The following is a 24,076-nucleotide window of genomic DNA, read 5'->3' as shown; positions in this document are numbered from 1 at the left end:
GGTGGCGTTGCGTCCCGTGCCTTTGTATGAAGGAGGCATGACGGTGAAGCCACGCCGGGCGACCTATCGCCATGGCAATCTGAAATCCGCAGCGCTGAAGGCTGCCACACGCCTCGTGGCGGCGGCCGGCCACGAGCAGTTAAGCCTGCGCGAGGTCGCGGAGGCCGTCGGCGTCGCGCATCGCTCGCTGTACAATCATTTCGCCGACCGCGAGGCGCTGCTTGATGCGGTGGCGACCGAGGCCTATACCCGGCTCGCCGCCATCCTCGTCAAGGCGGACACGCCACAGGATTACACCGCGAAATATGTCCGCTTCGCCCTGGCCAATCGCGCGCTCTACGCCCTGATGACCAGCCGCCCGCACGCGACCATGAAGCACAACCCGCCGCTGCAGGCTGCGGTCCACAAGGTCATCACCCAGGCCATGCGGATATTCTGCCAGGATATCGAGAGCCCGGCCGAACGCCGCCGCGCAGTGATGAAGGTCTACATCACGCTTTATGGCGGCATCTCGCTCTATACGGCCGGCGTCCTCGACCAGCCCAGCGAGAAGGCCCTTATTGCGGAACTGTCGGCCATGAACGCGGGGATGTGAACGCCGTCAGCCTTGATAGCGCCTCTAGCGTGCATCAGCTTAGTCGGGTCGACCGTGAGGACCCCACTACATGTTCCGGCTCGCCATCGTTTGTCTGACCGCACTCTTCGTCGGGATGGGTGCCGCCGATGCCCAGTCGCGGCGCCAGATCGACGCGACGCCGTTTTCGCATGCGCCCTGCAGCGTGCTCGACGGCCAGTCCTGCACGCCGTCGTTTTGCAGCGTGTTCAACGACGGACCGTGCATTCCCGAGATCGACTATCCGTACGGCCAGAACCTGCAACTCACGATCGAAAGTGTACCGCCGCAGGACCAGGCCGCGAAATACCGAAAGCCGGACCACGATCTCGATACGATCGGCGACCTGTTCGCGGCGTTGCGGTCCTGCTGGTCACCGCCGCCTTCCGACATCGCGCGGCCGGGCATGCAGATGTCGGTTCGCTTCAGCTTCAAGCGCTCGGGCGAGATCATCGCCACCCCGCGCGTGACCTATGCCACGGCCGGCGCCCCAGCGGATACCCGCGCGACCTACCTGAAGGCGATCAATGCGTCGCTGCAGGCATGCCAGCCTCTGAAATTCACCAGTGGGCTCGGCGGCGCACTGGCCGGGCGGCCGATCGCGATCCGCTACGTCGATAACCGCGATTCGGCAAAGCAGGCGGAGAAGCCGTGACCACGTCCGCGTGGCGCATTGCGCACCAAGCCCCTAAAATGATACGCGGATAACAGGCAAAACCAGCCGCGCAGCGGGAGGACATCATGGGACTGCTGGTGCTGATCCTGGGCTTGATCCTGTTCTTCGGCGTCCATACGCTCACCATCCAGCGCAAGCTGCGCGCGCAGGTCATCGCCGCGACCGGCGAGGGCGGCTACAAGATCGGCTATGCGCTGGCCTCGTTCGCAGGCCTGGCGCTGATTATCTGGGGCTTTGCGCTTTATCGCGCGACGGGATGGTATAACGTCTGGAACCCGCCAGTGGCGCTCAAGCACATCACGTCGGCGCTGATGCTGCCCGCGGTGATCATGGTGGTGGCTTCCTACATCCGCGGCCGGATCTATACGACGCTGAAGCATCCGATGCTGACGGGCATCAAGCTGTGGGCTGCGGCGCATCTGCTCGCCAACGGCGATCTCGGCTCGATCATCCTGTTCGGCTCGTTTCTCGCATGGGCGGTATATGACCGCATTTCGCTGAAATCTCGTTCCGACGCCGGCGCGCCGCCGATCCCCGTCGGTGGTCCCGGCAACGACCTGATCGCGATCGCGGTCGGCCTCGTCGCCTATCTGGCGCTCGCATTCGCGTTCCATCCGGTCGTGATCGGCGTGCCCGTGGTTGGAGCCTAGCATGTCGGTCCAGTCTGCCATCAAGCGCAAAACTGCGCCGGATATCCGCGCGCGCAAGAACGGCGAGCCGATCGTGATGCTGACGTCCTACCATGCGCATACCGCAGCCCTGGTGGATCGCCACTGCGACGTCATTCTGGTCGGCGATTCCCTGGGCAATGTCATGCACGGTTTCGAGACCACCGTGCCGGTGACGCTCGACATGATGATCCTGCAGGGACATGCGGTGATGCGCGGTTCGAAGCACGCTTTGGTCGTGGTGGATATGCCGTTCGGGTCCTATGAGGCCTCGAAGGAGCAGGCATTTCATTCCGCGGTGCGGATATTGAAGGAAACCCATTGCGGCGCGGTGAAGGTGGAAGGCGGCACGCGCATGGCGGAAACCGTCGCGTTCCTCGTCGAACGCGGCGTGCCTGTCATGGGCCATATCGGATTGACGCCGCAATCGATCAACACGCTCGGCTCGTTTCGCGCGCAGGGCCGCGACGAAGGCAGTTGGGACCCGATCCTGAGGGATGCACAGGCGATCTCGGATGCCGGGGCTTTCTCGGTCGTGGTCGAGGCGGTTGCCGAGCCGCTGGCGCGAAAGATCACGCAGACCATCGCCATTCCGACCATCGGCATCGGCGCCAGCGCGGCCTGCGACGGTCAGGTGCTGGTGCTGGAGGACATGCTGGGCCTGTCGCCGCGGACGCCGAAATTCGTTCGCCGCTATGGCGATCTTGGCCCCGCGATCGAAGCGGCGATCCAGGGGCTATGCCAAAGACGTACGTTCGCGCGCTTTCCCGGGGCCTGAGCACGTCTACGAGATGAAGAAGAGCTGACGGGGGCGCGCCATGGACTGGTCGCAGCATTCCATTCCGGCGATGCGGCTAGAACCGCGCTTCGGCGATCGTATCATTCCGGCTTTTTGCGAACGGCCTAAAAGCATCCCGGCGATGGTAGCCGATGCGGTTGCTATAAATCCCGATGGCGAAGCGCTGGTCTGCGGCGCCACGCGAATGACATGGCGCGAAGTCGCGCAGCAGTCTGCGCAAATCGCGGCAGGTTTCGGGAAGTTCGGCCTCAAGCGCGGCGACCGCGTCGCGGTGCTGCTCGGCAACCGGATCGAATTCGTGCTGACGATGCTGGGCGCGGCCCATGCCGGGCTGGTGACGGTGCTGCTTTCGACCCGTCAGCAAAAGCCCGAGATCGCCTATGTGCTCACCGATTGCGGCGCGCGCCTTCTGATCCACGAGGCGGCGCTGGCCGACCGTGTGCCCGATGCGGGCGACATTCCCGATGTGGTGCACCGGATCGCGGTCGACGGTGATCCGCGGCTTTCACGCTTTTCGGAGTTGGCCGATAACGCGGAGCTCGCAGGGCCGGTCGAGGTCGGCGAAGAAGATACCGCGATGATCCTCTACACATCGGGCACCACGGGCAAGCCCAAGGGCGCGATGCTCGCCCATTGCAACATCATTCATTCGGCGATGGTGTTCGTATCGTGCCTGAAGCTGACGGCTGCCGATCGATCGATCGCCGCAGTGCCGCTCGGCCACGTCACGGGCGTGGTCGCCAACATCATGACCATGGTCCGCTGCGCCGGCGCGCTGATCATCATGGCGGAGTTCAAGGCGGCGGAATATCTGAAGATGGCGGCGCGCGAGCGTGTCACCTACACCGTGATGGTGCCGGCGATGTACAATCTCTGCCTGCTGCAGCCGGATTTCGACAGCTACGACCTGTCGAGCTGGCGGATCGGCGGCTTTGGCGGCGCCCCGATGCCGATCGCCACGATCGAAAAGCTCGATGCCAAGATTCCCGGGCTGAAGCTGATGAATTGCTACGGCGCGACCGAGACCACGTCGCCGTCAACCATGATGCCCGGCGAACTGACCGCCAGCCACATCGACAGCGTCGGTCTGCCCTGTCCGGGCGCCCAGATCGTCGTCATGGATGCCGAAGGCCATGAGCTGCCGCGCGGCGAGATCGGCGAAATCTGGATTCATGGCGGCTCGGTCATCAAGGGCTACTGGAATAATCCGAAGGCCACGGCCGAAAGTTTTACCGCCGGCTTCTGGCATTCCGGCGACCTCGGCGCGATCGATGCCGAGAATTTCGTCCGCGTATTCGATCGCCAGAAGGACATGATCAACCGCGGCGGGCTGAAGATCTATTCCGCGGAGGTCGAGTCGGTGCTTTCGGGCCATCCTGACGTGGTCGAGAGCGCGATCATCGCCAAGCCGTGCCCGGTGCTGGGCGAGCGCGTGCATGCGGTCGTCGTCACCCGTGGCACGGTCGGGGCCGAGGCGCTGCGCGCCTGGTGCGCCGAGCGGCTGTCTGATTACAAGGTGCCGGAAACCATGGATGTGCGGACAGACCCGTTGCCGCGCAATGCCAATGGCAAGGTGATGAAACGGCAATTGCGCGAGACTGTGCAAGCCTAGCGCGGCCGGCCGCTACAGCTTCGGAGCGCTGCCCTTGGGCATCGAGCCTTCGCTCGGCCCGGCGGCAAGCGCCGCACTGTCGATCGCGGCGGCGCTGACGAACTGCTTGACGTCCAGCAGGGTGAATTGCGCGATGCCGACGCGGTCGGCCGGCGTGCCCGGGACGAGCTGCACGCTCAACACGCCGTCGCAATTCGCACCCTTGGCCTCGGCCAGCATGGCGCTCGGGTCCTTGGCCTTGGTCTGTGCGCGCTTGACGACCGCCACGCAACTGCCGCGGACGGTGTCGCCGTTGAGCTTGACGGCGGCCCTGGGGTCAAGCGGCTTGTCGATCGCTTCCAGCGCGGTCGCTTCCTTGTACTTGCCGCCGACGGACATGATCGAGCCCTTGCGGTAGATGTAATACAGATGCTGATCGCCGACGATGGTAGGCACGCCGTATTTGCCCATGACTTCCTTGATCATGTCGGCCTTTGACGGCTGCTGGTCCTGCGCGAAGGTCAGATTGCGCGCCACGAAATAGGCGCGGTTGGCGCTCGCAGGCGAGGAGAAGCTGGTCGAGAGCATCTCGCCGTTCTGTTTCGAACCGGCGGGGAGGCTGAAATTCAGCGCGGCGACATAGCTGGCGCCGCCGAATTTCTGCTGCTGGATGTCGGTCTTGGTGTCGGTACGGCCCTTGAACAGGGAATCAAAGACGCCGCGCGCTGATTCGGCGTTCGATTCGGTCGAGATACCCAAAATGTCGGGGCGGAGTTTGCCGGAGAATGCCGTCTCGAGCGCCTTCGGCCTGATATCGTCGGCCAGTGAGGCTGCGGACAGGGATGCCAGTCCCATGACCAGCCCCATGGCAAGCATCGAAACCAGCGCATGGCGAGGCATGAAACACCCAAGAAATTGGGATAAGATTCGAAATGGAAGCGGGATTACGCCAAACTTTGAACCGCGATGTCAACGCTGCCAGGCGATTTCGCGGGCGGCGCCGTTGTTAACGCTTTGATCCACCTCACTTTGCCTTGCCACCGCCATATCGATAGGCTACGTCGCGGCGATGCGGGGATCGGGCGCACGATGCTGCCGCCCAAGGCGCGGTTCCTCGGGGATGGGATACCTTTAAGTGTCTGAATTATTTGATGAAGTAGACGAGGAGGTCCGCCGCGATCAGCTCAAAAAGCTGTGGGACCGATACTCGCTTTATATCATTGCCGGCATGATTTTGATCATCGCCGCCGTGGGCGGCTGGCGTGGCTACCAGTATCTGGAGGCCAAGAAGGCGGTCGAGGCGGGGGCTGCGTTCGACAAGGCCGTGGAGCTTTCAGAAGCCAACAAGCACGCCGAGGCCGAAGCGGCCTTCGCCGATCTCGCGGCGAAGGCGCCGTTCGGCTATCGCGTGTTGGCGCGGTTGCGCATGGCGGCGGAAGTCGCCAACCGCGATCCGCAGGCCGCGGCAAAGCTGTTCGATGAGATCACCGCCGATCGCAGCGTCGGCGTTGCCGAGCAGGATCTGGCGCGGATTCGCGCCGCCCAGTTGCTGCTGGAAAGCACGAGCTATCCCAACATGAAAGAGCGCCTCGAGGCCGCTGCTGCGGCTGGCGCCACCTTCCGCCATACCGCGCGCGAATTGCTGGCGCTGTCGGCATGGCGCGCCAACGATGCTGCGGCGACGCGGCAATGGCTGGATCTGATCGCCAATGACGGCGAAACGCCGCCGAGCCTGCGCTCGCGTGCCGAAGCGCTGCAGGCCTTGCTTCCGCCGGTCGCCAAGAGCTGACGCGTACAAACCGAGTTGATTGGGAAACCCAGTATGCGCCGCCCGCAACGTTTGATCGCAACCGCCGTCCTCATCGCGCTTTCGGGCGCGCTGGCAGGCTGTGGCAGCACGGGCAATTTCGACCCGTCCGATCTGCTCGACTTCCTCGATACCAAGAAGAAGCTGCCGGGTGACCGCAAGCCGGTGTTCCCCGAAGGCGTGCCGGGCCTTGAGCAGGGCGTGCCGAAGGATCTCTACAAGGGCTCCCGTCAGCAGGTCGACGACCCGAACGCGCAGGCCGCTACCGCGCCTCCGCCGGCGGAAGAACCGAAATCGAAGCGCGGCGCGAAATCCAAGGGCAAACAGGCTGCCGCCCCTGCGGCTGCGGACCCCGACGCCGCACCCGAGGAGGAAGGCAGCACCGCCGCCGCGCCGCCGGCGCCCAAGCCGGCCAAGATCACGCGCAAGCGGACCACCGCGCCGCCGCCCGATCAATCGGCGGCGCCTGCACAGTCCCCGCAACAATCCGCGTTCCCGGCGCCGATGCCGAGCGGTACGTTCACGCGTTGATTCTTTCTTTTCGTTCGATTGACACGCCCTTCAAAAAAGGGCGTTTGGATCATTTATGTCCTTTACGATTGCCATCATCGGCCGACCCAATGTCGGCAAATCGACGCTGTTCAACCGGCTGGTTGGGCAGAAGCTCGCGCTGGTGGATGACGAGCCCGGCGTTACCCGCGACCGCCGCGAGGGCAATGCACGTCTCGGCGATCTCGAATTCACCGTGATCGACACCGCCGGCCTCGACGAGGGCGCCAAGGGCTCGCTCACGGCACGGATGCAGGAGCAGACGGAAACCGCGATCGAACTGGCCGATGCGCTGATGTTCGTGATCGACGCGCGCGCAGGGCTGACGCCGAACGATCGCGCCTTTGCCGATTTCGCGCGCCGCGCCAACAAGCCGGTGGTGCTGGTCGCCAACAAGAGCGAGGGCAGGCACGGCGAAGTCGGCGCGATGGAATCCTACGCGCTGGGCCTCGGCGATCCCATCCAGATTTCAGCCGAGCATGGCGAGGGCCTGAGCGATCTCTACGACGCGCTCGCCGCGCTGATGCCGGAGCCGGCTGAGGAGGGTGAAGAGTTCGACGACGACGATATCATCGTATCCGATGAGGAACTCGCGCAGCGTCCGATCCGCGTCGCTATCGTCGGCCGCCCCAATGCGGGAAAGTCCACGCTGATCAATCATCTGCTCGGCGAGGAGCGGCTGTTGACCAGCGCCGAGGCCGGCACCACCCGCGATTCCATCTCGGTCGAGATCACCTGGCAGGGCCGCGAGTTCCGCGTGTTCGACACCGCAGGGCTTCGGCGGCGCTCGCGGATCGAGGAGAAATTGGAAAAACTGTCGGTGGCGGACGCGCTGCGCGCGGTGCGCTTTGCCGAAGTCGTCGTGATGATGATGGACGCGCAGAACCGGTTCGAGGAACAGGACCTGCGCATCGCCGATCTGATCGAGCGCGAGGGGCGGGCGATCGTGCTCGCGGTCAACAAATGGGATCTGATGGAGCGCAAGACCCATCTGATTTCGGCGCTGCGCAGCGATGCCGATCACTGGCTGCCGCAGGTCAAGGGCGCCCCCATCGTCGCCGTGTCCGGCCTGATGGGCGAGGGCATCGATCGCCTGATGACCGCGATCCAGGACGCCTATGCGGTATGGAACAAGCGCGTACCCACGGCTGCGCTCAATCGCTGGTTTGAGCAGGCGGTCGACGCCAATCCGCCGCCCGCGGTGTCGGGCCGGCGGCTGAAGCTGAACTACATTACCCAGGCCAAGGCGCGGCCGCCGAGTTTTATCTTGTTCTGCTCGCGGGCGGATGCGGTGCCGCAATCCTATTTGCGCTATCTCACCAACAGCCTGCGTGAGGCCTTCGACCTGCCGGGCACGCCGATACGGATCACGCTGCGCGAAAAGGCCAATCCGTTCGTCCACAAGCGCAAGCGGCCGTCATGAGCGAACACGCGTCCACTGCTGTTGCCGACGACAAGCCGCCGGTGCGCAGCGGCGCGGCGGCCTTTATCTTCGTCACCATCCTGCTCGACATGTTGGCGCTCGGCCTGATCCTGCCGATCCTGCCAAAACTCGTGGAAAGTTTTGTCGACAACGACACGGCGACGGCGGCCCGGATCTTCGGCCTGTTCGGCACCGCCTGGGCGCTGATGCAGTTCCTGTTCTCGCCGATCCTCGGCGCGCTCTCGGACCGCTTCGGCCGGCGACCGGTGGTGCTGCTGTCGAATTTCGGATTGGCGCTGGACTATGTGCTGATGGCGCTGGCGCCGTCGCTGACCTGGCTGTTCATCGGCCGGGTGATCTCTGGCATTACGTCGGCGAGCATCTCGACCGCCTTTGCCTATATCGCCGATGTGACGCCGCCGGAACGGCGAGCCGCGGTGTTCGGCAAGATCGGCGCGGCCTTCGGCGCCGGGTTCATTCTCGGTCCCGCCATTGGCGGCCTGCTCGGCGGCATGGATCCGCGCCTGCCGTTCTGGATCGCGGCAGGCTTGAGCTTTGCGAATACGCTCTACGGCTGGCTGATCCTCCCCGAGTCTCTGGCGCTGGAACGCCGCGCACCATTCCATTGGAAAAGCGCCAGCCCGCTCGGCGCGCTGCATCTGCTGCGCTCGAACCGGATTCTCGCGGGCCTGTCGCTGGCGAATTTTTTCGGGCAGGTCGCGCATGTGGTGCTGCCGTCCACCTTCGTGCTCTATGCCACCTACCGCTATGGCTGGGACACGACGACGGTAGGGCTCACGCTGGCTTTGGTCGGCGTGTGCGCCATGGTGGTGCAGGGCGCCGGCGTCGGGCCGATCGTGTCGCGTCTCGGCGAGCGTCGCGCGCTATTGCTCGGCCTAGCTTGCGGCGCGTTGGGATTCTTCATCTATGGCGCGGCCCCGACCGGGCCGCTGTTCTGGATCGGCATTCCCGTGATGGCGCTGTGGGGCGTGGCGGGGGCGGCGATCCAGGCATTGACGACACAGCTCGTTGCTCCGGATCAGCAGGGCCAATTGCAGGGCGCGACCAACAGCGTCAACAGCATCGCCCAGATGGCAGGACCGTTTCTGTTTACGCTGACCTTTGCCTATTTCATCAGCGACCAGGCGCCGGTGAAAATGCCGGGCGCGCCGTTCCTGCTGGCGGCGGCGTTATTGGGGCTGGGGTTGGTGATTGCGTGGCGCACGCTGGCGATCGTCCGCTCGCCAGACTGATTGCCGCGAATAGGGCGGTTGCTACTGTGGCCAGTTTGCAACAGCGATTCCTGATTCTCGATCTTTGGGCCACGCGGGACTGCACGGGAACTTTCGGCAGTGCGGTTCCCGTATATAAAGTAAATCAGTCGATTCATTTTTTCTATTGAAAGCCGGGGCCGCCGACGTCTCGGAAGCAAGCCATTCAAATGACGCGCGTGCCGGTTCGGACATGGTGTTTCCCCCGGCCGCGATTGCCGTTTTGGCAAGCCGCCGCCGCTGTTGCAATCGTTGGTTGCGCCACGCTCGCGCTGACGAGCGGGGCTTCTGCGGTCTGTTTGCCGGGGGCCGACAACAGCCCCAATCCTCCGCCGGGCACGACCATTACATGTTCAGGCGTGACGACCGATCAGAACGGGACCAGCGGTTACGGAACGGGCAACCAGATCGGCATTGTCATCAATGTCGATAGCGGTGCCTCTGTCACGGGAAGTGCGAATAGCGGAATCAATATCGGCAGCGCGACGGTCAGCAATTCGGGAAGCATCACCGGCGCAACGAACGGTGTTTTCTCTCAAGATGACGTCACCGTCACCAACAACACCGGCGCCACCATCACCGGTACTACCGTATCCGGCGTCGGCTCGAACAATGGCAGTGTGACTGTCCTCAACTCCGGCACGATCACGGGCAACGCAAACATTGGCGTATTTGCCTTCGTCAATGCCACGGTTACGAACAATGCGGGCGGCACCATCACCGGCGATCTCGGCGTTAATTCCGGCTTTTCCGCCGTCGGGAATGTCACCAATGCCGGCAATATCATCGGCACCTCTTACGGTTTCATTGCCTACGGCACGGGGATCGTCTCCAACAATGCGGGCGGCCTGATTTCCGGCGGGATAAGCGGTGTCCAGGCAAACCAATTGCTGAATGTCACGAATGCCGGCGCGATTACCGGTACTGCCAGCTATGGCCTGGAGGCGACCGGCAATATGGAAGTCGCCAACGCCGCCGCCGGGACGATTACCGGCGCAACGGCTGCGATCCACACCAACAGCGGATCGGTTTCGGTAGCGAATTTCGGCACTATCTCGAGCTCCACCGGCTTTGCTGCCTCTGCGAATGCCAATCTGACAATAGCGAACGGCGCCAGTGGAAGCATTACCGGCGGCATGGTTGCCAATTTGGGTTTTGCCCACGTTACCAACCAGGGAACGATTACCGGCCTGAACAACACCGCCATCTATGCCTTTACCGACATCAATGTCACCAACGGCGTTGGCGCGCAGATCACGAGCCTGATCAACAACGGGATCTATGCCAGCAATGGCGCTCGCAACCGTCGTCAATTCCGGAAACATAAGCGTCGGCGGCCTCGGCTACGCCATTCGCGCCGAGACGAGTGCGGTGGTGACCAACAATGCCGGCGCGCAGATCAGCGGCGGCGACACTGGCGTCCGCGCCAGCCTCGGGTCTGTCTCGGTCACCAATTACGGCTCCATTTCCGGCCTCGCGGGTAACGGCATCTATGCGGGCACGGGTGGATCGACCGTGTTCAATGCCGGCACCATCACTGGAGGAACGGCCGCGATCCAGTTCGCTGGCGGCGGCAACGTTCTCACGCTCGCGCCGGGATCGGTGATATCGGGCAACGTGCTCGGCGGGGGCAGTGATACGTTCCAGCTCGGCGGCAGCGGTGCCGCGACTTTCGATATCAGCGCCCTGGGCGCCGCCGCTCAGTACCAGGGTTTCAGTGCGTTCAATAAAGTTGGCGATTCGGTCTGGACGCTAAGCGGCACCGGCTCCTTCGCGGGTGACGTTAATGTCGACAGCGGAGCGCTCGTTGTAAACGGCAACATAGCGTCGGCCGGCAATCTCGTGGTCAACGTTGGCGGCACGCTGGGTGGCAACGGCATTGTCGGCAACACGGTTATCGGCGGCGGTACGCTGGCGCCGGGCAACTCGATCGGGACGATCGCTGTGCAGGGGAGCCTCGTCTTCACGGCGGCTTCGACCTACCTGGTGGAGGTGTCGTCGGCGGCTTCCGACCTCACCAATGTGACGGGGGCGGCGACGTTGGCCGGGACCGTTCAGGTTGCGCTCGTCAACGGCACCCTGCGGTTCAATTCGCCCTATACCATCCTCACCGCGGCGACGCTGAACGGTTCGCGCTTTGATTCCGTCGCGACGCCAACGGGCGTCTCCGGTTCGCTCACTTATTCGGGCGGCACGGTGCAGCTTGTTCTAGGCTCGGGCCTTGGGGAGATTACCGGCCTCAACATCAACCAGCGAGCCGTTGCCACCGCGCTCGACAAGGCATTCAATTCCTTTGGTAGCGTGCCGGCGTCATTCGGCGGCATCTTCGTCGGCAAAGTCCCGGCAAACCTGACGCAGGTCTCGGGCGAGTTGGCGACGGGTTCGCAGCAGACGACGTTCGACGCGATGAATCTCTTCGTCAATTTGCTGGCCAATCCGTTTACCGCGGGACGCGACGGGACCGCGCCGGCGGCCGCTTCATTCCAGGAAGAGGGAGCGGCCGATAGCTATGCCAGCGGTCGCCGTCGGCCCATTGCCGAGCGCGACGCCTACGCCATGATCACCAAGGCGCCTGGGCCTGTCAGTTTCGGCCAACGCTGGAGCGTGTGGGGCGCGGGCTATGGGGGCTCGCAGACCACCGACGGCAATGCGGTACAGGGATCGAATACTGCCACCAGCCGCATAGCCGGCACGGCCGTCGGCGCCGATTACCGGGTCTCGCCATTCACACAACTGGGGTTCGCCCTGGCTGGCGGCGGCACCAACTTCGTCGTCGCCAACGGTCTTGGTTCGGGACGCTCCGACCTGTTTCAGGCCGGCGCCTACGTTCGTCATACGGCCGGCGCCGCGTATTTTTCCGGCGCTCTGGCCTATGGCTGGCAGGATGTCACGACGAACCGAACGGTCACGATTGCGGGCAGTGACCAGTTGCGCGCGCAGTTCAACGCCAATGCGTGGGCGGGGCGTCTCGAGGGCGGTTATCGTTTCATCACCCCGTGGGTCGGCATCGGCATTGCACCCTATGCTGCTGCGCAGTTCGCAACCTTCGAACTGCCGGGCTATGCCGAACGGGCCATTGTCGGTGCCAACACCTTTGCGTTGGCCTATGCGGCCAAAAGCGTTATCTCGACGCGCTCCGACTTGGGATTCCGCACCGACCGATCGTTCGCATTGCCGGGGGCGATGCTGACCCTGCGCAGCCGCTTCGGCTGGGCACACGACTACAATATCGATCGCATCATCGCTGCCACCTTCCAGACCTTGCCGGGCACATCCTTCGTCGTGGGCGGTGCTTCGCCTGCGCGAGACGCTGCGCTCGCATCAGCAACGGCCGAAGCGAAATGGCTGAACGGTTTCTCGCTCGCCGCGACCTTCGAGGGTGAGTTCTCGAATGTCACCTCAAGCTACGCCGGAAAGGGCGTGGTGCGCTATGCTTGGTGAGAAGCGCCGATCGGCGGGCTCATCCCTGATCTAGAGGAAGGCGGGCACATGGCGCGAGTGGCCTTGCCCGCCTTCTGCTTGATTTACTTCTTCACTAGCGGACACTCGCTGGCTTCGAGCGGCTTGGCGGCGTCTTCCGCCGAGATCGTGGCGATCTGCTTGTAATAGTCCCACGGTCCCTTCGACTCGTCGGGCTTCTTCACTTCGAACAAATAGGCCGGGATGATGCGGCGGCCATCGGCGCGCAGCGGGCCCTTGCCGAACAGCGGATCGTCGGTCGGCAATTCCTTCATCTTGGCCACGACCTTGGCGCCGTCATGGGGATTGCCGCCGAGCGCTTCCATCGCCTTGAGATAATGCAGCACCATGGCGTAGTTGCCGGCCTGGGTCATCGACGGCATCGCGTTCTTGCTGGTGAGCGCGGAGAACCGCTTCGACCAGGCGCGTGTCTGGTCGTTGAGGTCCCAGTAGAAGGATTCCGTGAACGTCAGGCCTTGCGCGGTCTTCAGCCCGAGCGAATGCACGTCGTTGATGAACAGCAGCAGCGCGGCGAGCTTCTGGCCGGCTGCGACGATGCCGAATTCTGCAGCCTGCTTGATCGCATTGGTGGTGTCGCCACCGGCATTGGCCAAGCCGACGACTTTCGCCTTGGAAGCCTGGGCCTGCAGCAGGAAGGACGAGAAGTCGGACGTGTTCAACGGATGCTTCACGCCGCCGAGCACTTTGCCTCCATTGGCGGTCACAACCGCCGATGTGTCGCGCTCGAGCGCATGACCGAAGGCATAGTCGGCGGTCAGGAAGAACCAGCTATCGCCGCCCGCCTTGGTCAGTGCCTTGCCGGTGCCGGTCGCCAGCATGTAGGTGTCGTAGGTGTAGGAGATCGTATTCGGTGTGCAGGCCTTGCCGGTGAGATCGGCGGTCGCTGCACCGGAATTGAGCAGCACCGCATTCTTTTCCTTGACGAGGTTGCTGACGGCCAGCGCGACGCCGGAGTTTGGCGTATCGGCGATCGCATCGACCTTCTCCGTGTCGATCCACTGTCGGGCAATGTTGGTGCCGATGTCGGGCTTGTTCTGGTGGTCGCCGCTGACGACGTCGATCTTCCAGCCTTTCTGGGTGAGGCCCGAATCCTCGACCGCCATCTTGACCGCAACCACCGAGTTGGGGCCGCCGATATCGGCATAGAGGCTCGACATGTCGTTAAGCACGCCGATCTTGACGGTCTTATCCATGGTTTTGTCTTGGGCCAGTGCTGGCGTCGCGAGGCCGAGTGCGGCAAGCGCCACGGAGGCGGCGAAGCGCCGCGCAATTCTAATCGTCATGGTATTCCTCCAGAAATGGTTGTTCGCCGGCTCTCTTTTCGGAACCTGCCAGCGGCTTTGCGATAGTCCTTCTCGTGGAGCCGGGCAATCCGCCTATCGTAGCGCGTCCGAGGTCAGCTTGAACTTCTGGATCCGCTTACCGGTGTCGACCTCGGCCGTATAGACGTTGCCCCTGGCATCCACCGCCATGGCGTGAATCCAGTGGAACTGTCCGGCATTGCGCCCGCTGCGTCCAAAACTGCCGACCACGGTACCATCGTCCCGTTTCAGCACCCGGATTTCGTTGTTCTCGCCGTCGGCGCTCAGCAAATAGGTTTGCTTCGGGTCGGGCCAGATTGCGAGATCCCACACTGCGCCGTTGCCGAGTGTGTTCTTTTCGTAAAACCATTCCTTAACGAAGGTTCCATCTTTCCTGAACACCTGGATGCGGTTGTTGATGCGGTCGCAGACATAGACCAGCCCGTCATTGGAAAGCTTTACGCAATGGACGGGATTGGCGAATTGCTGGGGAGGCGGCCCGTTGGGATCAAATGGCGGCTGCTTGTCATCACTCGGCGGCTTGCCGTAAGCGCCCCAGTGCCGCTTGTAGGCGCCTGACGTGGCGTCGAACACGATGATGCGGCGATTGCCGTAGCCGTCGGCAACGAAGATTTCATTGGCGTCCTTGTCGACCGCGGTCTCGGCGGGCTTGCCGAGCTGCGTGGTGTCGCCAGAGCCCTTGCTCGGCGCGATCTTGCCGATCTGCATCACGAACTTGCCGTCGAGGGTGAATTTCAGGATCGCGTTGTCGTTGTCGGCATTGCCGCCGACCCACACGAAACCTTTCTCATCCACTTCGATGCCGTGTTCACGGCCGACCCATTCATAGCCTTCGCCGGGGCCGCCCCAAGAGCGCAGCAGATTGCCGTCGGCATCGAACTCGAGCACCGGCGGCGCCGACACGCAGCATTTGGAGCGAGGTGGATTCAGCGCAGCACCCTTCTCATCGTCGGTGAGCGAGCGCGGGCGATGGATCACCCAGATGTGGCCCTGCGCATCGACGGTGATGCCGCCGACCTGACCGAGGATCCAGTTGTTCGGCAGTGGTTTTGGCCAGGACGCATCGACGGCGAAGGTCGGGACGTCGCCGGCGCGCGACGGTGCGGGCGTCGCAATCAGCATTGCGGCGGCGAAGCAGGCGGAAACGGCTTTGGAGAGATGTTGGCGGGCGCGATTACGCGTCGGCGTCATGAGTGCCTCCCGATGGTTTTTCTTGGCGGGGCTTCTCCCGCTTGGGAGGGGCAGTCAATCGTGGGGAGGCCTGGGAGTCAACGGTCTGACTCCGTCATTGCGAGCGCAGCGAAGCAATCCAAGTCTCAACAAGCGGCACAATGGATTGCTTCGCTGCGCTCGCAATTGTGCATGTTCACTAATTCGCTGATTGGATCGCTCCTCTGGAGGACGATCCAATGCGCGATAACAGCTATGACCGGACGATTGAACGCAATTACCTGCAGAAGTGGCGGTTCCTGATCCCGGAGTACGAGGCGGTAAAGGCGGGCCGGTCGAAGCTGTTCAAGCGGGTTGGGGATTTCTACCGCCACCACGGAACCTGCTCGCAGACGTTCCGCAAGTATTACAACCGCTATCTGCAGAGCGGCGATGAGGCAGATTTGTTGCCGCGCCGCCGTGGACCCAAATGGCGGGAACGGCGCGAGCCAGAGGGCATCGAGGCGGAGATCGTTGCATGCCGGCAGAAGGGTATGAACCGCTACGAGATCCATGCCGTCTTGCGCGAGCGGCGCGACACGATACCCTCGCCCTCGACCATCTATCGGGTGCTGACACGCTATGGGCTGAACCGCCGCACGCCGGCGATGCGCGAGGAGAAACGCCGCATTATCAAGGACAAGCTCGGAGAGCTCGGCCACGTCGATCTGCATCAATTGCCGCGCGATATGTTTCTCGCGCCACCCCCGGCCACGGCCTACATCGTCAGCCTGATCGACAGTTGCTCGCGGCTGGCCTGGGCCGAGGTCCTGACCTCCAAGAAGGCGCTGCCGGTCATGTTCAAGACCCTGAAAATGATCAACACCCTCAACGTCACCTACGGGCTCGTCTTTACCGAAATCCTGTCCGACAACGGCGCCGAGTTCGCCGCCCGCACCAAGCCGGACGAGCATCCGTTCGAGGCCATGCTGCTCGAGCTCGGCATCAAACACCGCTACACCAGGCCCTATCGGCCGCAGACCAACGGCAAGGTCGAACGCTTCTGGCGCACGCTCGATGAGGACGTCATCGAGGGCGCCACCTTCGACAATCTCGACCACTTCGCCAACGAACTGTTCGAGTACCTGATCTACTACAACAACCACAGGCCCCATCAGGCCTTGGCAGGGCAAACTCCCAAGGCCTTCGCCGCTACCAAGGCCACCGCGATCCAATCAGCGAATTAGTGAACATCGACAGCAATGACGGAGGAGTCTTGCAAGACGCTCACGCCGGCGGATGAAAACTCATCAGCGTGCGGCTTTTGTAGTCATAGAGTTTGCCGGTCTCGTCCCACTCAGGCCCGCACATCGGCACGATGAATTCCGCCGCCTGTTCCGGCGTATCCAGCGTCATCGGGTCTTCGCCGGGAAATACGCTGGCGCGCATGCGGGTGCGGATCGGGCCGGGGCTGAACAGGTTGACGCGCAGTTTCGTGCTCACGGTCTCGTTGGCCCAGGAACGCACCAGCGTGTCCAGCGCGGCCTTCGAGGCCGCGTAGGGACCCTGATAGGCGTTCGCCTTGCTCGCGGCGCCCGAGGTTACGAACACGGCGCGGCCCGCGTCCGAGACCCTGAGCAGCGGGTCCATGCAGCGGATGAGCTGGAAGTTCGCGGTGACGTTGATCGCCATCACGTCGTTCCAGGGCTTCAGTTCGATATGGCCGAGTGGCGAGGAGGGGCCGGCGATGCCGGCATTGCCGACGAGAATGTCGAGCTTGCCGTGGCGCTCATGCAGCGCCGCGCCGAGCCGCGCGATGCCGTCGAAATCGGTGAGGTTCAGTGGCACCAGCGTAGCGCTGCCGCCGTCCTTCCGGATCTCGTCGTCGAGTTCCTCCAGCCCGCCTTGCGTGCGCGCGACGGCCACGACATGCGCGCCGGCGCGGGCGAGCGCGCGGGCGGTAGCGTAGCCGATGCCGCGCGAGGCGCCGGTGACGAGGGCGATGCGGGAGGCGAGGGGTTTGGTCATTGGACGAGGCTCTCTCCACGATCGTCCCTGCGAACGCAGGGACCCATACGCCGTGAAAGTTATGATGGCAGACTGTATTTGTCGCTATGGCGTCCGAAAAAACGAAGGCCGGTGGTTATGGGTCCCTGCTCCGGAGCGCAATTGCGCCCTAGGCAGGGACGACAGCGATGGTCGCCTCAGCTCGCTTCCGCCAGCAGCGACAATTGCCGGGGCTGCGGTTCGACCTGGGTCTGGTCGGTGAGGTGGGTCGGATAGGCGCCGGTGAAGCAGTGGTCGGAGAACTTCGGATTGGCGGGATCGCGGCCCGGCTCGCCCATGGCGCGGTACATGCCGTCGATCGACAGGAACGCCAGCGAATCCGCGCCGATGATGTCGCGCATCTCTTCCAGCGAGTGGGTCGCGGCGAGAAGTCCGCCGCGGTCCGGCAGATCGATGCCGTAATAGTCGGGATACAGGATCGGCGGCGAAGCGAGCCGGAAGTGCACCTCGCGGGCGCCGGCGTCGCGCATCATGCGGACGATCTTCTTCGACGTGGTGCCGCGCACCAGCGAGTCGTCGATCAGGATGATGCGCTTGCCTTCGATGGCGGCGCGGTTGGCCGAATGCTTCATGCGCACGCCGAGTTCGCGCACGCTCTGGGTCGGCTGGATGAAGGTGCGGCCGACATAGTGGTTTCGGACGATGCCGAGTTCGAACGGCACGCCGGAATGCTGGCTGTAACCGAGCGCGGCAGGAACGCCGGAATCCGGCACCGGCACCACGACGTCGACTTCGACATGGCTTTCGCGGGCGAGCTGCGCGCCGAAGGCTTTTCGGACGTCGTAGACCGAGCGGCCGCCGACAATCGAGTCCGGCCGCGAGAAGTAGATGTATTCGAAGATGCAGGGCCGCGGCGGCTTCGGCGGGAACGGCTTGTGGCTGTTGGCGCCGGCTTCGTCGAACACGATGATTTCGCCGGGCTCGATGTCGCGGACATACTTGGCGCCGATCATGTCCAGCGCACAGGTTTCCGAGGTCAGGATCGGGCGGCCGTCGAGGTCGCCGAGCACCAGCGGGCGGATGCCGAGCGGATCACGCGCGCCGATCAGCTTCTTGTTGGTGAGCGCGACCAGCGCGTAAGCGCCTTCGATCGCGCGCAGCGATTCGATGAAGCGGTCGATGAAACGGCCACGCCTGGATTGCGCGACCAGATGCAGGATCACCTCGGTGTCGTTGCTCGACTGCATCATGGCGCCGTTCTTGACCAGTTCGCGGCGCAGCGTCAGCCCGTTGGTGAGGTTGCCGTTGTGGCCGACCGCGAAACCGCCGGCGTTGAGTTCGGCGAACAGCGGCTGGACGTTACGCAGGATGTTCGCGCCTGTCGTGGAATAGCGGACATGGCCGACGGCCATGATGCCGGGCAGGCGTTCGATCACTTCGCGGCGGGAGAAGGTGTCGCCGACGAGACCGAGGCGGCGTTCGGAATGGAAACGGCTGCCGTCGAAGGAGACGATGCCGGCGGCCTCCTGGCCGCGATGCTGAAGGGCGTGCAGTCCCAGCGCTGTGATGGCGGCGGCCTCGGGGTGGCCGAAAATGCCGAACACGCCGCATTCCTCGCGTAGCGTGTCGCCTTCGAGATCGTCCTGCAACTCGATGCCAGCATTTACATCGAGTTGGCCGGCGGGATCGGAAGGGTTTTGCATCGCGTCCATCGCCTCTCTATCTTGGCCAGAATTAGCGTGCCGCGGGTTTCTCGATCAGCTTTTTAAGGCTGTCGCGGGCAGGTTTACTGTAGCCATCGCCGGACGCAGGGGCTGCCTGGTCGGCGTCAGTTTGGTCGTCTTCCGGTTTATTCTTCTTGAATCTCTTTAAGATGGTGTTCTCGGGGTCGTCCGGCAAGAGCGACATTAACCAATCCCCGGTTCCCTGCAGGACCACCCGGGATTTCGCACCGGTGATCCAGTCCGGCCGCTGCTTGTCCGGGACCAGCCAGCTGAAGAACAGGAAGGCGACCACCACGATCAGGAGGCCGCGGCCGAGCCCGAACAGGAAGCCGAGCGTGCGATCCAGCGCGCCGATCCGGGAATCCAGGATCATGTCCGAAATCCGCACCGTGATGACGGAGACCACGATCAAGGTGCCGATGAAGGTGCCGGCCACCACCACCACGGACGCCACCGTGTCGTTGTTGAAATAGGCCTTGGCGGTCGGCAGCAGCTTCGAGAAGGCATACAGCGTGACCAGCGCCGCCGCGCCCCATGCCGCGATCGACAGGATTTCGCGCATGAAGCCGCGCACCATGGCGAGCAGCCCCGAAATCAGCATCACTCCGAGCAGGACGAGATCGAGTATCGTTATCGGCATCGGCTGGTCAGGTCCGCTCGTAAGTTCTCAAGCAGCGAATCGACGGGTCAGGGTCACCCCAAGTGAGGGGCAGAAGGCGCATCCCGCAAGGCCGGATATTGTACCATCCCGCCCGCCTTTCGCGCGCGTTGTATAGCGGCGAGGGCGGGGCGCGTCACGCCGCTTTAGCTGTTTTCACGACGGAATCGCGCCGGTGTGGCATTTTTCTCCGTCACACCCTCGCGATTGGCTTCCCGGTTGCCGGCCCCGGCATTTCTTGGGCTACCACGCGCGGCGATTTCGGCGACCAGGCTGGTCAATCCACCAACGCTGTTCAGTACCAGGCCGCCGTCGGAGCCGATCTCGCCGCGAGCCGATTCGGGCAGAATGGCGCGGCCAAATCCCAGTTTTGCGGCCTCCTTCAATCGGGCGGAGGTCTGCGCCACCGGCCGGACCGCGCCCGAGAGCGAAATCTCGCCGAAATAGACCGCATCTGTCGGTAACGGTGCGTTCACCAAGGATGACACCAGGGCGGCTGCCGCCGCGAGGTCGGCCGCGGGCTCCTGGATCCGCAGGCCGCCGGCCACGTTCAGATAGACGTCGTAGCCGGACAATTTGACCCCGCAATGGGCTTCCAGCACCGCCAGCACCATCGACAGCCGGCTCGGGTCCCAGCCCACCACGGCCCGCCTGGGGGTGCCGAGCGTGGTCGGTGCCACCAATGCCTGTAATTCCACCAGCACCGGGCGGGTGCCTTCGATCCCGGCAAAGACCGCCGTGCCCGGGCTGCCCAGATCGCGTTCAGAAAGGAACAATTCGGAGGGGTTGGAGACCTCGCGAAGGCCCAGGCCCGTCATCTCGAACACGCCAATCTCGTCGGTCGGGCCAAAACGATTCTTCATCGCGCGCAAAATCCGGAAATGTTGCGAGCCTTCGCCCTCGAACGACAGTACGGCGTCGACCATGTGCTCGACCACGCGGGGACCTGCGATCTGGCCGTCCTTGGTCACGTGCCCGACCAGAATGATCGCTGCACCCGATTTCTTGGCGAAGCGAATGAGCGCCTGCGCGGAGGCGCGGACCTGCGTCACCGTTCCCGGCGCCGATTCCACCGTATCGGTCCACATGGTCTGGATCGAATCGATCACGATCAGGCGCGGCACCGCGCCCTCCGACAGCGTCGAGACGATGTCCTCGACCGAGGTTTCGGCGGCGAGCTGCACTGGTGCGTCCGCCAATCCCAGCCGCTCGGCGCGCAGCCGCACCTGCGCCACGGCTTCTTCGCCCGAAATATAGACCGCGCGGTGACCTGCGCGGGCCAGCATGCTGGTGGCCTGCGTGAGAAGTGTCGATTTGCCGATGCCGGGATCGCCGCCGACCAGCAAGACCGAGCCGCGGACAAATCCGCCGCCGGTGACGCGATCGAGCTCGGTCATTCCGGAGGACAGTCGCGGGGCGTCGTTGCTTTTTCCCGTCAGCGATTCCAGTGCGAACGTCCGGCCCTTGCGGCGGGAGCGGACCGACACCGGCATCGAGGTCGCACCGGTCGTATCCTCCTCGGCCAGCGTATTCCACTCGTTGCAGGAATCGCACTTGCCCTGCCAGCGATTATACGCCGCGCCGCAGTTCTGGCAGACAAAGGAGAGGGTGGATTTGGCCATGGAGGGAGTGAGTCGCAGTCTCGGTGGAACGGGCGGGACTTCATAGCACGAAAAAAGCCGCGCCACGCGATAGAGCGCTTTGCAAACGCCTCCATCGTCTTCGGGGCATCAGGCATTGATGCCAGCACACGTCCAGATGCCAACCGGTTGCTCGAGACCGCGAATCGTTCGTGGCGGCTGGGCGGCGAGAAGCGCGAAGTCGGAGTCCGAACTGGCGGCCTCCGCGCGCGCCTGCCGCACCAGGTCGTCGCTGGCTATCATGGCGCAGCCAAGCTCGCGGGTAAGCGATTCAAGCCGGCTTGCCGCATTCACTGTCGTGCCGATGACTGCGAATTCGAGCCGGTTCAAGCCGATATCGCCAAGTACGACCTGGCCGTAATGCAGGCCGACGCTGATCCTGATCGGCGGCTCGCCGCGATTTTTTCGTTCGAGATTGAACTCGCCGATCGACGCGATCATGGCCTGCGCGCAGCGCAGCGCGTTTCCGGCGTCCGAATCGCTGGCGGAGGGCGTGCCGAACGTCGCCATCAATCCATCGCCCAGATACTTGTCCAGCGTTCCGCCATGCCGGAACACCTCCCGTTCCATCCGCTCGTGGAAAAGTCGCAGCGTCCCGATGACCTCCATCGGGCTCCGGCCATCCGTATAGGCGGTGAAGTCGACGATGTCGGCGAACAGCACCGCGACATTCTGCGTTCGGACCTGCTTGAGAGGTTCGTCATTTCCAGACAATTGCTGGACGACATTGGGAGAAAAATACCGCGCGAGGTTGGCCCGTTCGCGCTCGATTCCGGCGTGGCTGATCAGCAGGGCGTTAGAGCGGCGTACCGCCAGCGCCAACGTCATGGCGACGATCAGGAACACCATGATTTCCTGGAATCGCGCCCGAATGTCGATCGCCGTGGGGTTGATGATGTCGAACATTCTGACGTCGGAGCCGATCGCGGCCCGCACGCGTTCCGACAGCTCGGCGTGGGTTTCGGGCTGCAGGTAGGCCCAGCCGACGCCGATCGCCCACACGGCCGAGGTCCAGAAGCCCATAGCGACCACCGTTCGCCACGAATAGGCAAGGGTCGCGGTTGCCAGGAAGACAAAGAAATAGATGAAAGTATCAAACCGGAATTGCATGCCGATCGGCCAGCTTTCGGCACTCAGCGGATTGGGCACGACGGTGAGGAGGGTAATCAACGCCAGATCGCAAAAGATCAGGAAAAGCTCCGGCTGCGACCGCCCCACCTTGCCGACCTTCAGTTGGGCCCAGCCGATCAGGGCAAACAGGCCGAGCATCATGATGTAGTAAATCACGTCCCAGTTCGGGTTGATGATCGGCAAGCTGACGGCAATCACCGCCAGCGCGACCCAGCGGGCCCTGACAGCGAGCAACAGACCCTCGCGCTTGCTGTCTGCAATGGCCGCCTCGGCGAACTTTTGGGTGTCTTGCTGGGCGTAGGTTCGCCCGGCCCGTTGGCCACCGGGATGGGGGACATCAGCCGCTTCTGCTACTACGCTCAAGACACTTCTCCCCGGTCGAGCATCAGATCGTGCAACTTGCACGGAGTCATCGATCAAGGTGGCACGTCCGAGAACCGGCGGCCACCGATCAACGGAGTCATATCTGATAAACGCGGCGGTGGTCAGGCGGTCGGGAAGTTGGTCTTTGGTGCCGGTCTGGGCCGGCGAGAGCGATACCGCGCTCGTGCGGCATCGTCCGCTCGACTATTCGACTCTCACTTCACCGAAACGAACGGCACCGCCGAGCCAGGCACCATGGTGGTCGGCAGCACGCCGTTCCAGCGTTCGGCCTGCACCAGGGTAACGAGGTTCGGATTGGTGCCGAGCGCCTTGGCGCGCGCCTCGATGGCGGCGGCTTCGGCTTCGCCGGTCAGCTTGATGTTGGTGGCGCGGGCTTCACCGTTCAGCCGCAAGGCATCGGCCGCAGCCTGCGCCTCGGCGCGGACGGCATTGGCCTTGGCGGTGGCCTGGGTGACGGTGATCTGCGCCTGCACCTTTTCGCGCTCGGCGTTCTGCTGCAGCTTCTGCACCTCGACTTCCGCCAGCATCCGCTGCTCGATCGAGTGCAGATAGTTCGCGCTGAACTCGATGTTTTCGAGCTGGACGCTCTCGATCATGATCATCGGGTCGTCCTTCAGCGACGCCGCGATGGCGTCCTTGATCGCGGCGTTGAGCATTCCGCGCTCCTGGATCGCCTTCACCGCCGTATAGCGGCCGAACACGATCTTGACCTGCTGATTGACGGCCGGGCTGACCACCTGTTTGACCGCGGTGTCCAGTCCGCCGAATTTTGCATAGAGATCGGCGACCTTGTCGGGCGAGGCGCGCAAGGTGACGCTGATCTTGAGGTCCGCGGGCTGCTGGTCGTAGGAGTAGGAGTTCATCTTGTCCCAGGCATAGGTGAAGGTCTTGACGCTGACCTTCTCCACGCTGTCGATCAGCGGGACCTTGAAGCCCAGGCCCGGCTGCGCGGTGCCGATGACCGCGCCGTAACGCAGTCTCACCCCGCGCTCGGTCTGATCGACGGTGTACCAGCTTCCCGCCGCGATGATGACGATGACAATGACGGCTGCGATGGCGCCGATGATTCCCCTGGGCATTTCGGTCTCTCCAGACGTAGGTGATGCTATCCGTGCGGCATTGATCTATGGTCATTTGCCTGACGGATGTGACACGCGTCACTTGGTCGGTTGTTCACCGCGATT

At 63.5% G+C, this 24,076-nt stretch carries 20 protein-coding genes and 1 pseudogene; 12 read left to right on the top strand and 9 right to left on the bottom strand.

Going from position 1 to position 24,076, the window contains the following annotated elements; genetic code table 11:
• The first annotated feature begins 37 nt into the window (after nt 1–37).
• From V1294_RS24220 to V1294_RS24200, 5 genes and pseudogenes are all read left to right on the top strand, one after another.
• Complete coding sequence (locus V1294_RS24220) at nt 38–595, top strand: TetR/AcrR family transcriptional regulator (RefSeq protein WP_334480024.1); 558 nt, start codon at nt 38–40, stop codon at nt 593–595.
• 70 nt (nt 596–665) lie between these two features.
• Entirely contained in the window at nt 666–1,268 is a 603-nt protein-coding gene (locus tag V1294_RS24215) for a hypothetical protein (RefSeq protein ID WP_334500615.1), read from the top strand.
• Nucleotides 1,269–1,354: 86 nt separating this feature from the next.
• Nucleotides 1,355–1,939: an NnrU family protein gene (locus V1294_RS24210; RefSeq protein WP_108517505.1), complete on the top strand. Its 585-nt coding sequence runs from the start codon at nt 1,355–1,357 to the stop codon at nt 1,937–1,939.
• Nucleotide 1,940: 1 nt separating this feature from the next.
• Nucleotides 1,941–2,763 (top strand): annotated as a pseudogene (gene panB / locus V1294_RS24205) (3-methyl-2-oxobutanoate hydroxymethyltransferase).
• A 12-nt stretch (nt 2,764–2,775) separates the two neighbouring features.
• A complete protein-coding gene (locus V1294_RS24200) occupies nt 2,776–4,368 on the top strand; it encodes a class I adenylate-forming enzyme family protein (RefSeq protein WP_334500612.1) in 1,593 nt (530 codons plus the stop codon).
• Nucleotides 4,369–4,380: 12 nt separating this feature from the next.
• Here V1294_RS24200 and V1294_RS24195 read toward each other — a convergent pair whose 3' ends face one another.
• Nucleotides 4,381–5,247, bottom strand: a complete 867-nt coding sequence (locus V1294_RS24195; protein ID WP_334500611.1) for a hypothetical protein — start codon at nt 5,245–5,247, stop codon at nt 4,381–4,383.
• Nucleotides 5,248–5,482: 235 nt separating this feature from the next.
• Here V1294_RS24195 and V1294_RS24190 point away from each other — a divergent pair, with 235 nt between their 5' ends.
• The 6 genes from V1294_RS24190 to V1294_RS38095 all read left to right on the top strand — a co-directional run bounded on the left by V1294_RS24190 (nt 5,483) and on the right by V1294_RS38095 (nt 12,838).
• On the top strand, nt 5,483–6,136 hold the full coding sequence (locus tag V1294_RS24190) for a tetratricopeptide repeat protein (protein WP_334480034.1): 654 nt from the start codon (nt 5,483–5,485) through the stop codon (nt 6,134–6,136).
• Nucleotides 6,137–6,169: 33 nt separating this feature from the next.
• Entirely contained in the window at nt 6,170–6,685 is a 516-nt protein-coding gene (locus V1294_RS24185) for a hypothetical protein (protein WP_108517493.1), read from the top strand.
• 55 nt (nt 6,686–6,740) lie between these two features.
• The gene (der, locus tag V1294_RS24180; RefSeq protein WP_334500610.1) at nt 6,741–8,126 is read left to right on the top strand and encodes a ribosome biogenesis GTPase Der; all 1,386 of its coding nucleotides are present in this window, start codon (nt 6,741–6,743) and stop codon (nt 8,124–8,126) included.
• Entirely contained in the window at nt 8,123–9,379 is a 1,257-nt protein-coding gene (locus V1294_RS24175) for a TCR/Tet family MFS transporter (protein ID WP_334500608.1), read from the top strand. Before der ends, V1294_RS24175 begins: the two co-directional genes overlap by 4 nt.
• A gap of 188 nt (nt 9,380–9,567) precedes the next feature.
• Entirely contained in the window at nt 9,568–10,881 is a 1,314-nt protein-coding gene (locus V1294_RS24170) for a beta strand repeat-containing protein (protein ID WP_334500606.1), read from the top strand.
• Nucleotides 10,769–12,838: an autotransporter outer membrane beta-barrel domain-containing protein gene (locus V1294_RS38095; protein ID WP_442895461.1), complete on the top strand. Its 2,070-nt coding sequence runs from the start codon at nt 10,769–10,771 to the stop codon at nt 12,836–12,838. Before V1294_RS24170 ends, V1294_RS38095 begins: the two co-directional genes overlap by 113 nt.
• 83 nt (nt 12,839–12,921) lie before the next feature.
• Here V1294_RS38095 and V1294_RS24160 read toward each other — a convergent pair whose 3' ends face one another.
• Together V1294_RS24160 and V1294_RS24155 are read right to left on the bottom strand one after the other, a co-directional pair.
• Complete coding sequence (locus tag V1294_RS24160; protein ID WP_334500604.1) at nt 12,922–14,160, bottom strand: ABC transporter substrate-binding protein; 1,239 nt, start codon at nt 14,158–14,160, stop codon at nt 12,922–12,924.
• 93 nt (nt 14,161–14,253) lie between these two features.
• A complete protein-coding gene (locus tag V1294_RS24155) occupies nt 14,254–15,321 on the bottom strand; it encodes a hypothetical protein (RefSeq protein ID WP_442895460.1) in 1,068 nt (355 codons plus the stop codon).
• Between the two features lie 287 nt (nt 15,322–15,608).
• Here V1294_RS24155 and V1294_RS24150 point away from each other — a divergent pair, with 287 nt between their 5' ends.
• Nucleotides 15,609–16,595: an IS481 family transposase gene (locus V1294_RS24150; protein WP_334494773.1), complete on the top strand. Its 987-nt coding sequence runs from the start codon at nt 15,609–15,611 to the stop codon at nt 16,593–16,595.
• 40 nt (nt 16,596–16,635) lie between these two features.
• Here V1294_RS24150 and V1294_RS24145 read toward each other — a convergent pair whose 3' ends face one another.
• The 6 genes from V1294_RS24145 to V1294_RS24120 form a co-directional block, all read right to left on the bottom strand.
• Complete coding sequence (locus V1294_RS24145; protein WP_334500599.1) at nt 16,636–17,376, bottom strand: SDR family NAD(P)-dependent oxidoreductase; 741 nt, start codon at nt 17,374–17,376, stop codon at nt 16,636–16,638.
• 176 nt (nt 17,377–17,552) lie between these two features.
• Complete coding sequence (gene purF, locus V1294_RS24140) at nt 17,553–19,058, bottom strand: amidophosphoribosyltransferase (RefSeq protein ID WP_442895459.1); 1,506 nt, start codon at nt 19,056–19,058, stop codon at nt 17,553–17,555.
• Between the two features lie 31 nt (nt 19,059–19,089).
• Nucleotides 19,090–19,719: a CvpA family protein gene (locus V1294_RS24135; RefSeq protein WP_247778316.1), complete on the bottom strand. Its 630-nt coding sequence runs from the start codon at nt 19,717–19,719 to the stop codon at nt 19,090–19,092.
• 164 nt (nt 19,720–19,883) lie between these two features.
• Nucleotides 19,884–21,359: a DNA repair protein RadA gene (radA, locus tag V1294_RS24130; protein WP_108517477.1), complete on the bottom strand. Its 1,476-nt coding sequence runs from the start codon at nt 21,357–21,359 to the stop codon at nt 19,884–19,886.
• A 108-nt stretch (nt 21,360–21,467) separates the two neighbouring features.
• Entirely contained in the window at nt 21,468–22,871 is a 1,404-nt protein-coding gene (locus V1294_RS24125) for an adenylate/guanylate cyclase domain-containing protein (RefSeq protein WP_334500593.1), read from the bottom strand.
• 215 nt (nt 22,872–23,086) lie between these two features.
• Nucleotides 23,087–23,971 carry a prohibitin family protein gene (locus tag V1294_RS24120; RefSeq protein WP_334480050.1) on the bottom strand — a complete coding sequence of 295 codons (885 nt, stop codon included), beginning with the start codon at nt 23,969–23,971 and terminating at the stop codon, nt 23,087–23,089.
• Between the last annotated feature and the right edge of the window lie 105 nt (nt 23,972–24,076).

The organism is Bradyrhizobium sp. AZCC 1678 (genome assembly GCF_036924765.1).
GTDB classification, from domain to species: Bacteria; Pseudomonadota; Alphaproteobacteria; order Rhizobiales; family Xanthobacteraceae; genus Bradyrhizobium; species Bradyrhizobium algeriense.
This window is presented reverse-complemented; position numbering and strand designations above follow the sequence as displayed.